The 14283-nt window shown below is 65.1% G+C and carries 11 protein-coding genes; 7 read left to right on the forward strand and 4 right to left on the reverse strand.

Annotation, left to right across the window (positions count from 1 at the left end):
* Nucleotides 1-14 precede the first annotated feature (14 nt).
* Nucleotides 15-533 carry a hypothetical protein gene (locus LRR16_RS06335; protein WP_232205208.1) on the forward strand — a complete coding sequence of 173 codons (519 nt, stop codon included), beginning with the start codon at nt 15-17 and terminating at the stop codon, nt 531-533.
* 169 nt (nt 534-702) lie between these two features.
* Here the strand turns inward: LRR16_RS06335 and LRR16_RS06340 are convergent, their stop codons facing one another.
* On the reverse strand, nt 703-1737 hold the full coding sequence (locus LRR16_RS06340) for an efflux RND transporter permease subunit (RefSeq protein ID WP_232205209.1): 1035 nt from the start codon (nt 1735-1737) through the stop codon (nt 703-705).
* Nucleotides 1738-1796: 59 nt separating this feature from the next.
* Here LRR16_RS06340 and LRR16_RS06345 point away from each other — a divergent pair, with 59 nt between their 5' ends.
* From LRR16_RS06345 to LRR16_RS06360, 4 genes are read left to right on the forward strand one after another with little or no spacing between them, the layout of a single operon-like run.
* Nucleotides 1797-2834 (forward strand): zinc-dependent alcohol dehydrogenase family protein, encoded by a 1038-nt coding sequence (locus LRR16_RS06345; RefSeq protein WP_232205210.1) that lies wholly within the window; start codon nt 1797-1799, stop codon nt 2832-2834.
* 22 nt (nt 2835-2856) lie between these two features.
* Nucleotides 2857-5583 (forward strand): HAD-IC family P-type ATPase, encoded by a 2727-nt coding sequence (locus LRR16_RS06350; RefSeq protein ID WP_232205211.1) that lies wholly within the window; start codon nt 2857-2859, stop codon nt 5581-5583.
* The gene (locus tag LRR16_RS06355; RefSeq protein ID WP_232205212.1) at nt 5580-6425 is read left to right on the forward strand and encodes a universal stress protein; all 846 of its coding nucleotides are present in this window, start codon (nt 5580-5582) and stop codon (nt 6423-6425) included. Before LRR16_RS06350 ends, LRR16_RS06355 begins: the two co-directional genes overlap by 4 nt.
* A 19-nt stretch (nt 6426-6444) precedes the next feature.
* On the forward strand, nt 6445-7275 hold the full coding sequence (locus LRR16_RS06360) for a universal stress protein (protein WP_232205213.1): 831 nt from the start codon (nt 6445-6447) through the stop codon (nt 7273-7275).
* A 38-nt stretch (nt 7276-7313) separates the two neighbouring features.
* Here the strand turns inward: LRR16_RS06360 and LRR16_RS06365 are convergent, their stop codons facing one another.
* The 3 genes from LRR16_RS06365 to LRR16_RS06375 all read right to left on the reverse strand — a co-directional run bounded on the left by LRR16_RS06365 (nt 7314) and on the right by LRR16_RS06375 (nt 11653).
* Nucleotides 7314-10037: a bifunctional acetate--CoA ligase family protein/GNAT family N-acetyltransferase gene (locus LRR16_RS06365; RefSeq protein WP_232205214.1), complete on the reverse strand. Its 2724-nt coding sequence runs from the start codon at nt 10035-10037 to the stop codon at nt 7314-7316.
* 45 nt (nt 10038-10082) lie between these two features.
* Nucleotides 10083-10538 (reverse strand): universal stress protein, encoded by a 456-nt coding sequence (locus LRR16_RS06370; RefSeq protein WP_174781649.1) that lies wholly within the window; start codon nt 10536-10538, stop codon nt 10083-10085.
* Between the two features lie 101 nt (nt 10539-10639).
* Complete coding sequence (locus tag LRR16_RS06375; protein WP_370646760.1) at nt 10640-11653, reverse strand: zinc-dependent alcohol dehydrogenase family protein; 1014 nt, start codon at nt 11651-11653, stop codon at nt 10640-10642.
* Between the two features lie 320 nt (nt 11654-11973).
* Between LRR16_RS06375 and LRR16_RS06380 the strand changes: the two genes are divergently transcribed.
* Together LRR16_RS06380 and LRR16_RS06385 are read left to right on the forward strand one after the other, a co-directional pair.
* Complete coding sequence (locus tag LRR16_RS06380; RefSeq protein WP_174781650.1) at nt 11974-12813, forward strand: universal stress protein; 840 nt, start codon at nt 11974-11976, stop codon at nt 12811-12813.
* A 73-nt stretch (nt 12814-12886) separates the two neighbouring features.
* Nucleotides 12887-14245 (forward strand): MBL fold metallo-hydrolase RNA specificity domain-containing protein, encoded by a 1359-nt coding sequence (locus LRR16_RS06385; RefSeq protein WP_232205215.1) that lies wholly within the window; start codon nt 12887-12889, stop codon nt 14243-14245.
* Nucleotides 14246-14283: the final 38 nt, after the last annotated feature.

Below are 14283 nucleotides of genomic sequence, written 5' to 3' on the forward strand. Positions count from 1 at the left end.
TTCTGGATCAACGCATGGTCGATGCCAATAGTGATGGAAAGGTGATCTGCCTGGCTTCCGCCGTCGAGTTTGGTCTGACGATGCCCCACCAATGGTCATGCTGCCGAGCGGCCGTGCTCAACGCTAATTCTGACGCAGTACGCGTTCTCTTTTATGCCGTCGTTCGTCGCATTCAAGATCTCCATGCAAGGCAGAACAAGATACCAGTCACCCGCGAAACAGCGCGTGCAGCCCGCCGCCCGCAGGGCCGCATAGTATTGGCGACAGCCGTTCATGCGGGTACATCAAGCGCACGCGCGACTGGCAAGCAATGCAACGAATGCGAAGGACTTCTCGCGGATGCCTGCCGTGCGGACGGTCACGAAGAACTGCGGCCGGCGTTGGGAGGGGGGCTCCGCCGTACCGGCGCGGGTTTTGTGTCGGAATTCCAAGCCTACGAGTGCGCGGTATGCGGCAGCCATTGGTCCCGTCACAAAATCGAAGCAAGCCTTTTCGTTACGTGGGTTATGCGCGACCAGGAAGGATCGCACTAATCGATGAGGCGCCGCGATCCAAGCTCTGCTCGATGCGCAATGCCGAATCAGCGGTTGGCTGGCCGGCCCCGGCGACTCTGCCGTCCGGTATCCGATGGCACGCCGCGATCGATCTGGCTGTCGGCTGGCGCCATATCGGCATGGGATGGCGCGGGTTGACCGAACCACCTCAGCCAGCAAAGCCCAGCACACCCGCGGACAGGGAGGCGACCAGGATCGCCATTTTGGAGGCATTGATGACGCCCGGCTCCCCGGTGAAGGCGAACCAGGGCGCCAAGGGAAATTCGCTGAAGATCGACCCCACCAGTTCCATCGCCGCGAAGACGATGGCGAGGGTCAGCGGAACTGCGCACGCGACCACGGCGCCCGGGCGAACGCCAAGGCTAACGAAGCTCACGATAAGAATGATAACGATGGCGTGCCAGAACGAGTCGATGAACTCCCCGATGGCGACGCTGATCGTGCTGGACTGGTCGGCCACCAAGGTGGGTTCGATACCGACCGGAAGATCCGCACGGATGCGCTTCATCTCCCGCGCAACATTTCTGCCGAGTGCAAGAATGTCGCCGCCCTGACGCATCGCGATGGCCAGCCCGATCGCCGGTGTGCCGTCCACCCGGAATGGCGCTTGCGGTGGGTCGCCATAGGCGCGCCGCACCTGCGCAAGGTCGCCCAGCCGGATATGCCGCCCGTCAACGACGAAGGTCGCCGAACGAATATGGTCTTCGTTGGCGGATGCTCCCGAAACGCGCAGGAATACGCGTTCTCCCTCTGCCTGGACCACGCCGGACGGCCGCACTATGTTCTGCTGCTGGAACGTCGACAGCAGCGCGTTGTAGTAGAGGCCGAGGGTCGCCAAGCGCGTGGTCGAAAACTCGATGACGATCTGTTCATCCTGAGCGCCGAGCACCTCGATCTTCGATACAGCAGGCACGGCAAGCAGCACCGAGCGGGCGCTTTCGACGTAATCGCGCAGCGCACGCTGCGAGTATCCCTCGTCGGTAAAGTCGAGGATGATGTCGAACGTGTCGCCGAAGTCGTCGTTGAAACCGGAGCCAACCACGCCGGAAGGCAACGCGCGCCGAATGTCGCTGACATTCTTGCGAACCTGATACCAGATGTCCGGAATCTCGGAAAGTGGTGTGGCCCCTTGCAGGTCGATGAAAATTGTCGTGCTGCCCGCCGTCAGCTTGCGCTGCGTCAATGTCCCGCTCCTGGTCCGCGTCTACTCTGGAAAGACGCCACCATCGCAAGGAGCAACAGATGAAAGCGCTGATTTACCAGGGGCCGGGTCGGCTGAGCCTGGAAGACAGGCCCCGTCCCACGGTGCAGTCCCCGACCGATGCGGTCGTACGCGTGACGGCGACCACAATCTGCGGTACGGATCTGCATATCCTCAAGGGAGACGTGCCAACGTGCGAGCCGGGCCGAATCCTGGGCCATGAAGGCGTTGGAGTGGTCGAGGAGGTCGGCACTGCCATCGCTACGCTCAAGCCCGGCGATCCTGTCTTGATCTCTTGCATTACCTCGTGCGGCAGGTGTTCATATTGCCGCCGCGGCATGTACTCACATTGCCAGAGCGGCGGATGGGTCCTCGGACATCGTATCGACGGTACCCAGGCCGAGTTCGTTCGCATACCGCATGCCGAAACAAGCCTGCATCGGATTCCTGACGGCATGGACGAGGAAGCGCTGGTCATGCTGTCCGACATTCTGCCGACGGGCTTCGAATGCGGCGTGCTCAACGGCAAGGTGGAGCCGGGCAGCACTGTCGCGATCGTCGGCGCGGGGCCGATTGGCCTGGCGGCGCTGTTGACGGCGCAGTTCTACTCGCCGTCCCAATGCATCGTCATCGATCCGGATGCCAACCGGCTGGAGGTGGCCCGCGCGTTCGGCGCCACGGCATGTATCCGGAACAGCGAGGCCGACCCGGTCGAGGAAGTCAGGCGGCTGACCGATGGCCTGGGCGCCGACTGCGTTATCGAAGCCGTGGGTATTCCGGCGACCTTTGAACTGTGCGAGGAGCTCGTGGCGCCGGGCGGGACGATCGCCAACGTCGGCGTTCATGGGGTCAAGGCGGATCTGCACCTGGAGCGTCTTTGGGACCGGAACATCACGATCACGACGCGCCTGGTGGACACGGTGAGCACACCGATGCTGCTCAAGGCGGTAGGAGCAGGCAAGCTCGATCCAGCCCGATTGATCACCCATCGGTTTCGTCTTGACCAGATGCTCGCTGCTTACGATACGTTCGGCAAGGCAGCCAGTACCAAGGCGCTCAAGATGATCATCCGGCCCTGATCGATGCCGGAGGGCGCGACATATGACCACGCCGCTTGCCAGGCGGGAGCCACTACCCACCCCTGTGGACGTCGGCCTGACAGAGCAGCAGGCACGCGACGCGCTTGAGCGATACGGGCCGAACGCCCTGCCGCAACCGGCGCTGCCGACGGTGGCGGCAGTCTTTGTCAGGCAGTTCCGCAGCCCGCTGATCTATGTGTTGCTGATCGCCGCGCTGGTATCGCTGGCGTTGGGCGATCTGCGGGATGCGGTCTTCATCGGACTGGTGCTGTTGATCAACGGCGCCGTCGGCACGGCCCAGGAATACTCGGCAGACCGGGCTGCCCATGCCTTGCGCGATCTGCAGCAGCCAAAGGCGCTCGTCGTCCGTGATGGCAAGCAGCGGGAAATCGATGCGCTCGCCGTGGTGCCGGGCGACCTGGTGCTGCTGCAGCCGGGCAACCGGGCACCCGCGGACTTGCGGCTGCTCGAGGCGGATGACCTGCGGTGCGACGAATCACTGCTGACAGGCGAATCGCGTCCGGTGGCAAAGTCGGCCCACACCGCCCAGGCCGCCGGCGAGCGTCCGGCCAACATGGTGTTTGCCGCCAGCATGGTGACGCGCGGGCGAGGGCGGGGCGTCGTGACGGCCACCGGCGCATCGACTGAACTCGGCAAGATCGCCGGGCATGTGCTCGGTGGCGAAGGCCACGTGGCTCCCCTGATCACCAGGCTCGATCGCTTCTCTCGCATCATCGGGCTGGTCGTCGCGGTGGCCCTGGCAGTCCTCATTGTGGTCGGATGGGCGAGAGGGATGCAGTGGCATGAGATGTTCATGATGTCGGTCGGTCTTGCCGTCAGCGCCATCCCGGAGGGGCTGCCCGTGGCCATTTCGGTGGCGCTGGCCGTGGCAATGCGGAAGATGGCGCGGGTTAATGTCATCGTGCGCCGGATGCCGGCCATCGAGGCGCTCGGATCGTGCACGCTGATCGCCACGGACAAGACCGGTACCCTGACATTGAATCAACTGTCTGTGACCGACCTGACCCTGCCGTCAGGCGCGCACTACCGTTGCGATACGGGGGCCGACCCGCACGCCTGTTCGATTCGCGCCGTCCATTCCGTGCCAACGTCAGCCGACAGCACACAGGCCGATCTGAAACGGCTGCTGTACGCAGCGGTCATGCCCAATGAAGGCGAACTATTGCTCGATGGTGGGGCTTGGCGCGGGACCGGCGACACCGTCGATGTTGCCTTGCTATTGCTGGCCGAGAAAGCGCGCGTTGCACGAGACGCCCTGCATGCGGCGTCGCCGTTGCTGCAGCGGATTCCCTACGAGCCTGACCTGCGCTATGCCGCGTCGTTTCACCATGGAGCGGACGGTGTCCATGTTTACGTCAAGGGCGCACCCGAAACGCTGATCGAGATGGCGGACAGCATGGACCAGCGGGGCGACGCGGTGCCGATCGATCGCGCCTTGTTGATGCGGCAGAAGGACGAGATGGCGTCACGCGGCTTGCGGGTGCTGGCATTCGCCAGCGGCACCATAGAGCGGGACACGTCGGGTCAGTATGGCCATGGTCACCTGGTCGACTTGACCTTTCTCGGCATGGCCGGAATGCAGGATCCAGTGCGGGCGGAGGTGCCGGCGGCGATCGCAGACTGCATCCGCGCCGGTATCGGCGTCGTGATGATTACCGGAGACGACCCTCGCACCGCAGCGGCGATTGCAAGCGAAGCCGGGCTGATGTTCACCGACGACCAGATCTGCACAGGAACCGAGGTGAGCGCGGCCGAAGTAGCCGGTGAATCGGCGCTCGACCGGCTGACCGAACGCGCCGTGGTTTACGCGCGCGTCGAACCTCAGCAGAAGCTCGCCATCGTCCTGTCGCTCGCGCGCCAGGGCAACGTGGTCGCGGTGACGGGCGACGGCATCAACGACGCGCCGGCATTGCGGCAGGCCCATGTGGGCGTCGCCATGGGCCGCGGCGGCACCGACGTGGCACGAGAGAGTGCCGACGTCGTGCTGACCGATGACAACTTCGCCTCCATCGTCAACGGCATCCGCGAGGGCAGGGTGGCCTACGCCAACATCCGCAAGGTCATCTTCATGCTGTGCTCGACCGGCGCGGCGGAGCTTCTGCTGTTTGCGCTCGCCATCCCGCTGGGCCTGCCGATGCCGTTGCTGGCGGTGCAACTGCTCTGGCTCAATCTGGTGACGAACGGCATTCAGGACGTGGCGCTGGCCGCGGAGCGTGCCGAAGGCGACGAGCTCCGCTATCCGCCGCGCTCGCCTGGCGAGCCGATCTTCGATCGCGTAATGATCCGGCGCGTTGTGCATTCGGCCATTTGGATGGGGCTCGGGGGCTTTGTGGTCTTCTACGTGGCGCTGCGGCGCGGCGAGAGCGTCGAATCGGCACGCAATCTGCTGTTGCTGCTGTTTGTGCTGTTCGAGAACGTGCAGGTGTTGCTCAGCCGATCGGAGCATCATTCGATCTTCCGGCAATCGCTGCGAGGCAATCCACTGCTGGTGGCGAGCGTGCTGCTGACGCAGGGGCTGCATATCGCCGCCATGTGGCTGCCCGGCGTCAGCGACACGCTGCATATCGCACCAGTGTCGCCAGCGAGCTGGGCGCTGCTGTTGGCCATTGCGGCCACGCTGCTGATCGTCATGGAGCTGGAAAAGTGGTGGGACAAGCGGCCCGACGGCGCGCCGCGCGCCCAGGTTCGCTACACGGGCGAGCGTCGCCAGCGGGGAGGCACGCCATGAACGTTTCACATGACTTCGCCAGCGTCATGGTGCATCTGGACGCGGGGAGCCGTTCGTTGTACAGGCTAGAGCTCGGTGCCGGTCTCGCACTGCGGCTCGATGTGCCGCTGACATGTCTGTATTCAACGTTCCAACCGGATCCGGCATGGCTGCGCAGGACCGACGACAGCGATCGCTACCTCGGCGAGATTGAGCAATGGCACCAGCGGACTCGCGAGCAGATGCGACGGCAATGGGCTGCGTTGATGCCGGAACTGCCGCGCGGCACGCGGTGGCTGGCGAGCGAAGCTGATCCGCTGGACTTTTGTGTTCGAACGTCACGGCAGGCAGGCCTGCTTCTTCTTGGCCTGCCTGACGATGTCGATCAGCATGCCTTTGTCGCGCCAGGCTTTGTCGAAACGATGGTGATGGCCAGCGGCCGGCCCGTACTGCTGATTCCACCACAAGGGCGATGCTCGCTGCATGCGCCTCACGCGGTCATTGCATGGGACGGAAGCCGGGAGGCGAGCAGGGCGCTGCATGACGCCATGCCGCTGCTCGCCGGCGGATCGGCGACGATTTTCCATGCCGCCAAGCCGGGCGACGCAACGCGCGGCGGCGGCGGCCTGCATCATGCCATCGCCGTTCTCGCCGAACACGGCGTATACCGCGATGTGAGGGTGGAGACGGTGCGAAGCGACAGCGACGTAACTCGACGCCTGCTGGAGGCGGTCGCCGATACGGGAGCCAGTCTGTTGGTAATGGGCGCTTACGGGCATGGCACGGTACGCCAATTCGTGCTCGGCGGCGTCACCAGGATGGTGCTGGCGCGTGCCGTGGTGCCGGTACTGATGTCACATTGAGTTACGCTCGGAGACAATCATGGAATTTCAAACGATCCTGGTCGAACTGGACGACGATGCTGCTTGCGCTGATCGGATCCGGGTGGCCGGGGATCTGGCGCGGCGTTATTCGTCGCACGTGCTGGGCCTGACCGCGACCGGTTTTCGCCTGGAGCCGTTCCGCTCGGTCGGCGAAGAGGCCCGCCGCTATGCCGAGGCTGCGCAGCAGACTCTGCGCCGACACGCGCAACTCGCGTCGGAACAGTTCACCCGTGTGCTGACGGAGGCGGCGCCAGGCGTCCCCCACTCGCACCGCTTGGTTGAGGAAGAAGCCGGCTGGGCGCTGGCGACCACGGGACGGGTGGCGGACATCGTCGTCGTGCGCCAGCCCCTGTGGCCGCCTTCGACGCCGCCATTGGCCTCCGAACCGGTCGAGTATGCGCTGCTGAATGCCGGGCGGCCGTTGCTCGTCGTGCCGGAAGGGGTGCGATCGTGCCCGGCCATCCACGTGATGATTGCCTGGGATGGCGGGCGAGAGGCCGCGCGGGCGGTCGCCGACGCCATGCCGTTCCTCAGGCGCGCCGACCGTGTGACGGCGGTCGCGATGACGACGCCGGAGCGGCAGGAGGAAGGCGCCCCGCTGGAGGACTTGCTGGCCTACCTGCGCCGCCACGGCGTGGACGCAAGCGGCATCAACGAACCAGATACGCCGCAGCCGGGTCCCGCCTTGCTGGCGGTGGCGACGGCGCTGGGCGCGGATCTGATCGTCGCCGGCGGCTATGGCCATTCGCGCATGCGCGAACTGATGATGGGCGGGGCGACTCGCAGTCTGATCCGGGCCTCCCGTGTGCTGGTGCTGCTGTCGCATTGAGCGGCGGGCGGCGCGACGGCCGGCACGCCGCCCCATCGTCAGTCCAGATCCAGCCGCAGGTGCCAACCGTTTGCCGCGGGAGCGGCACGCGCGACGGTGAAACCGCACGCGGTGGCCAGGGCCAGCATGGCGGCGTTGTCGGGCAATGTCATGCCGACCAGGCGGGCAAGCCCCCGCGTCCGGGCATAGGCGATGGCCATTTTCAGCAGCAAGGTGCCCAGCCCACGATGCTGCAGGTCCGAGCGCACGGCGATGGCAAATTCCGCGCTCAAACCATCCGGATCGGCCGCTAATCTAGCTTCGCCAATGATCTGTCCTGCGTCGACAGCCGGCTTGCCCGCGCTGTTGCCGCGCCCGTGGGCAGCATCGGGCGACAGTACCGCGACGAATGTCATGTCGCGCGCATAGTCCAATTGGGTCCAGCGCAGGAAGTGAGTGGGATCGGCAGGGCGATGGATGGCGCAGAAGAATCGCCGATGCGCATCGATCTCGCTCAGCGCATCGACGAAGGCGGCATAGCGCACGGCGTCGTCGGGTCGAATCGGGCGCAGCAACAACGTGTGACCGTTCCAGTCGATCGTCTGCACCAGTTCGGTGGGGTAGGGCAGGATGGATAGCCGATCGGTCGGTCGCCCGCTGGCAGGGCGTATGCCGACGCGGGCATCCAGCGCCAGCACGCCGCTCTCGTCGGCGATCAGAGGATTGATATCGAGTTCCGTCACCTCTGGCAGCTCGCACGCCATGCGCGCGATACGGATCAGCACGCGCAAGATGCCGCGGCGATCCGCGGCGGGCACCGCGGCGTAGGCGCCCAGCACGCGCGCTACTCTGGTGCTGTCAACCATCTGGCTGGCCAGCGCCTCGTTCAGAGGCGGCAGACCGATCGAGCGGTCGCCGATGCGCTCCACCGCGGTGCCGCCCTGGCCGAACAGCACCACGGGGCCGAAAACCGGATCGGTGGCAATGCCGACGATCAATTCTCGTGCACCCGGGCGGCCGGCCATACGCTGGACCGTGAATCCGTCGAGGCGCGCGCCGGGATGGATGGCACCGATGCGCTCGAGCATCCGTGTCGCATCGGCGCGCACTTCCTGCGACGACGCCAGATCCAGTGCCACGCCGCCGACCGAGGATTTGTGAGTGAGGTCTGGGGAGCGTATCTTCAGCGCGACCGGGAAGCCGATGCGCGACGCCACCTCGGCGGCGTCGACGGGGTCGCGCGCGATCTCGGTTTCGACCACCGGTATGCCATAGGCCTTCAGCAGGCGCTTGGATCGCGCCTCGTCCAGCATCGTGGTCCCTTCGCGCAAGGCGGCCTCGATCACGGCCCGCGCGGCGTTGCTGTCGACGCATTCCGTGTCGTCCGCCTCGGCGGCGCTCGGCACATGCAGCAGCATGCGTTGATTGCGCTGGAACTCGACCAGCTGCAGAAAGCCGCGAATCGCCTGCTCCGGCATGGCGTAAGCCGGGATGCCGGCTCGCTGGCAGAGCAGCCGCGCGTCGCGCGCATCGTCGCCACCGAGCCAGCACGCTAGCAAGGGGTGCGTCGCGCCGGCCGCGCCGTCGATGATGGTTTGCGCCACGGCCCGCGTGGGCACCAGTGCGGTCGGTGCATGGATCGTGAGCACGGCGTCGACGTCGCTGGCATGCGAGACCACGGCCAGTGCATTCGCATACCGGCCAGCGTCGGCGTCGCCAACGATGTCGACGGGGTTGCCGCGTGACCATCCCGCCGGCAGGCAACGGTCCAGCGCCGCAATGGTGTCGACACCGAGAGTCGCCAGGGTGCCACCGCTCAGCACCAGGGCATCGGTCGCCAGCACGCCTGCGCCACCACCGTTGGTGATGATACAGAGCCGCTCGCCCGCCAGCGGACGCCCCCGAGCCAGCGTCTCGACGGCGTCGAACAGCTGCTCGGTGGAGGTGACGCGCAGCAAGCCTGCGCGCCGGATGACGGCATCCCACACATCGTCTGCGCCAGCCAACGCGCCGGTATGCGAGGCGGCGGCACGCGCCCCGTCGGGCACGCGCCCTGCCTTGACGATCACCACCGGCTTGCTTCTTGCTGCGGCGCGGGCCGCGCTGAGAAACTTGCGGCCGTCCCGAACGGCCTCCACATAGAGAAGGATGGCGCGCGTGGAGGCATCCGTCGCCAAATAGTCCAGCACGTCGGCGACGTCGATATCCGCGCTGTCGCCGAGCGAGACAAAGTGCGAAAAGCCAATGTCGCGCGAGCGGGACCAATCCAGCACCGCGGTGGCAAGCGCGCCGGATTGGGTGGCAAAGGCAAGCGGCCCACTCTTGAGCGGGCCCGTGGCGAAGCTGGCGTGCAGGCCGATCCGCGGCACCATCAGGCCGACGCAATTCGGCCCCAGCACGCGGAGCAGGTAAGGCCGGCTGGCGTCGAGGATGGCTTGCCGCCATGCAGCCCGCTGGCCGCCCTCCGCGGGTGGGCCCGCCGTTACCACCACCACCGCGCGTGTGCCCTTCCGGCCTAATTCCTCGACCAGCTTCGGTACGGACTCTGCCGGCGTGCAAATGACGCCCAGTTCCGGCGCCTGTGGCAGCGCAGCGACGTTGCGGTAGCAGGGCCGTCCTGCCAGTGTGTCGTACTTGGGATTGACCGGATACACGGGCCCGGCGAATCCACTCTCCATCAGGTTGGCGAGGATCGCGGCGCCGATGCTGCCGGGCCGGCGCGATGCCCCGATCACGGCGATCGACTCGGGCCGGAACAGATGCTCCAGATTGCGCGTGCTCATTGCCGCGGGCGCCGGGGCAGGTGGGCAGAGTCGGGCCGCATCTTCTCAATCCTCCTTCTCGCTGCGGATCAGAAGGACCGGCTTGTTGGACTGCCGAATCACGCCTTCCGCGACGCTGCCCATCACCAGTCGACGCACGCCGCGCCGCCCATGGGTGCCCAACACGATCAGGTCGGCGTTCCTCGCATCGGCTTCAGCGACGATGGTATCCGCGATCTTGCCGGGCGACACCGGCCGCTCGATCAGCTTCAGCTGGTGTTCGATGCCGGCTTGCGACAGACGTTGCCCGGCCTCGTTCAGCGCATGTTGCCCGTTGGCGAGGATTGCCTTCATCAGCATGTCGGGGTTGTAGTAGCCCGCATCGAAGTAGACGTCGACATTCTCGGCAATGAACAGGGCCTCGACTTCGGCTCCGCACGCTTTTGCCAGCGTGATGGCCTGGGTCAGGGCGAGGTCGGACGAACTGCTGCCGTCCACCGCCAGGACGATCTTCCTGTACATGATTGCACTCCTCCGTAGTTGGGCTGGCGCCCGGGATCCCGATGTATCGAGCTTAGCCATTTGATCGCGAACGCCGTTGACCTTAATCAACTTTGCGTCGATCAAGGTCCGATCCTGAGGACCGCCGCGCCGGCAAGGCGGCCAGCGCGCAGGTCCGACAGCGCCCGATTGGCATCGGTCAGCGCATACGGCGTGACCTGCATGTGCAGGGACACTTCGTCGGCAATGCGCATCATCGCGTGCCCGTCCGCGCGGGTCAGATTCGCCACCGAAACCAGGCGACGCTCCTGCCAGAGCAGGCTGTAGGGAAAACCAGGGATGTCCGACATATGGATCCCACCGCAGACGACCGTTCCCCCTTTGCGTACGGCGGCGAGCGCGAACGGCACCAGCGCCCCGACCGGAGCGAAGATCAGCGCGGCATCGAGCGCCACCGGCGCCACCTCATTGCTGCCGCCAGTCCACAAGGCGCCGCTTGCCTGTGCCAGCGCCTGGGCAGCGGTGTCGCCCGGACGCGTGAAGGCATAGATCTCCGCGCCTCGCGCGAGCGCAATCTGGGCCACCAGATGCGCGGCTGCGCCGAAGCCATAGATGCCGATTCTGCGCGCAGGGCCAGCCATATTGAGGGTGCGTAGCCCGATCAGGCCCGCGCACAAAAGCGGGGCGGCCTGCAGATCGTCGTAAGCCTGCGGAATCGGAAAGCAGTACGCGGCATCGGCGACGGCGTAGTGGGCGTAGCCGCCATCGCGGAGATAGCCCGTGAACTGCGGGGCGTCGCACAGATTCTCCTGGTTGTTGAGGCAGTAGTCGCAGTGCATGCAGGTGCGCCCGAGCCAAGGAACGCCGATCCTGTCTCCGGGTCGGAGACTGGTCACACCTGGGCCACAGATGTCTACGCGGCCGACGATCTCATGGCCAGGAATCAAAGCGGGCTTCGGCAGCGGCAGCTCGCCATCGACGATATGCAGATCGGTCCGGCAGACGCCGCAGGCCGATATCGCGACCCGGACCTCGCCAGGACCTGGTTCGGGAATGGGTACTTCGCGCAACTCGAGCTCGGGCGAATGGCCATCGAAGACCATGGCATGCATAGTGGTGCGAGTCGCGGTGTTCATGGCTGGTGGACTATGGATCTTGGCCATTGGGACCCGGCGCATAAGCGAGCGCAGAGGGGACGAATTGTTGCATCGCCATGGCTCCAAGTGGGATTGCTTCGCGTCGGCGTCGGCGTCCGCTTTTGGCAAGGCATCGCGGTGCCGGTACCCGCACTGTCGACTGTACGTGGCGCGGCAGAAATTTCCTTGACGTCCATCAATGAAACGATCGACGTGCCATTGCAGCAAATGCGAGAAGACGCCGTGACGCCTTGATGTGCATCAATACGGACGAGGATCCTTTCCATACAGTGAAGGCATGTAACGTCAGGAGAATCGCCATGCCTTACAGCAACATCATGGTCCACCTGGACGCCGGCCGGCGTGCGATGCATCGACTGGAGCTGGCCGCAGGCCTTGCCAGGGATCACGGTGCCAGGCTGATCGGTCTGTATGCAGGCTTCATGCCGGATCCGGCCTGGTTCTATTTGATGGAGGGCGCCGGAATCGTGCTGGAAGCCGACCGCAGGCGCAGGCAGGAAATCAGAGAGGTGGTGCGGCGCCAGTTCGAGGCGTGCATGCACGCTTTTGGACTGGAGCGTGCGCAATGGCGGGTCGTGGAAGGGGTGCTGCCGTCTGCAGTAGTGCGCGAAACGCGCGAGGCCGACTTGATTGTCGCAGGTCAGTACGATTCGGAGGACCCGGGCAGCTATGTGGCACCGCAGTTCGTCGAGTCCCTCGTGCTGGAGTCTGGGCGCCCCGTGCTTGTCGTTCCTTACGCGGGGACGTTCGAGACGGTCGGGCGCAGAGCGGTGCTGGCATGGAACGGCAGCGGGCAATCGGCCCGTGCCCTGCACGACGCCGTGCCATTGCTGGCCGGGGGTGCCGTGACGGTGATCAGTGTCGAGGAAGAACTCAGACCACCGCACGTGGACGCCAGCCCGGTCGAACAGGCCCTGACAGCGCTGGGCGACCATGGCATTCAGGCGCGCGCCGAGTCTGCCCTTTGTGACGACGATATGGCGGTGGCGGAATTCCTGCTGTCGCGAACGGCGGACTGCGGAGCCGACATGATCGTGATGGGCGCATATGGGCGCGGCAGACTGCGCGAGATGGTGCTCGGTGGCGTCACGCGGACCATGCTCGCGGCGATGACCGTACCGGTGCTGATGTCCCACTGACCGGCAATGAGCATCTGCACGCAGATCGATTTCGACCCGCTTCTCAGAGGGGCGGGCACAGAGGATTCAGGACATGCGTTTGCAATTCTTGGGAGCGACGGATACGGTCACCGGGTCGCGATTCGTACTCGATACAGGACGGTCGCGCGTGATGGTCGATTGCGGATTGTTTCAAGGCTACAAGGCGCTGCGTCTGCGTAACTGGGACCGGTTGCCGGTGGAGCCGTCGAGCCTCGACGCCGTTGTACTGACGCACGCGCATCTGGACCACAGCGGCTACGTGCCACTACTGGTCAAGAACGGCTTTCGGGGGCGCGTCTACTGCACCGCTGGGACGGCGCAATTGTGCGGCATCCTGTGGCCGGACAGTGCACATCTGGCCGAGGAGGACGCCGCTTATGCAAATCGCAAGCACTTCTCGCGGCACCAACCGGCGTTGCCGTTGTATCAGACAGCCGATGTCGCGCGGGCGCTTCGCCGGCTCGAATTGGTCTCCTTTCATCAACGGCGACGCGTGACCGATGACATCGATGTCGAGTTTTCACGCGCCGGCCATATCATCGGCTCGGCTGTCGTCACGCTCCATGTCAACGGTCGTCAAATCGTGTTCTCGGGGGACCTTGGCAGACAGCAGGATCTGGTGATGCGACCGCCTGAACCGATCGAACACGCCGATGTCCTCCTCGTCGAATCGACGTACGGGAACAGGGCACATCCCTCGGACGATCCTCGCGACACATTCGGAGCGGCTGTCACGCGGACGGTCGAACGTGGCGGCACGGTTATAGTCCCCGCGTTCGCGGTCGGACGCACGCAGACGATATTGTATTGCCTGAAGTGGCTGCGTGATCAGGGCCGATTGCCATTCGTGCCGGTGTACCTGAATAGCCCGCTGGCCATCAATGCGACCAAGATATTCGCATTGCATCCCGAGGATCTCCGGCTGGACAGAGATCAGATCGCTTCCGCCTGCGAGCTGCCGATCCTCGTAAAGAGCACCGATGAGTCGATCGCGCTGAACAAGAGTCGGGCGCCGAAGATCATCATCGCGGGCAGCGGCATGGCGACCGGCGGGCGCGTGGTGCACCATATCGAGCACTTCGGAGGCGACGCGCGCAATTCGATCCTGTTGTGTGGCTTTCAAGCTGCCGGCACAAGAGGCGCTGCTTTGGCCGAAGGCGCACGCTCGCTGCGGATTCACGGCCGCGACGTGGCAATTGAAGCCGAAGTCATCGAGATCGAGAATCTGTCCGCGCACGCCGACGCAGAAGAGTTGCTGGGATGGCTGGGAACATTCGCCGCGCCACCGCGAAACACGTTTATTGTCCATGGCGAACCGCCGGCTGCAGATGCCTTGCGTCAGCAAATCGAGCGGCGGTTGCGATGGCACGTGACGATGCCGGAGTATCGGGAATCGTATGACCTGGGATAGCACGCATCGCGCAGCGAAGCGCGGCCATCATTGAAGGA

The sequence above is a fragment of the Cupriavidus sp. UGS-1 genome, from assembly GCF_021213615.1.
GTDB lineage: Bacteria > Pseudomonadota > Gammaproteobacteria > Burkholderiales > Burkholderiaceae > Cupriavidus.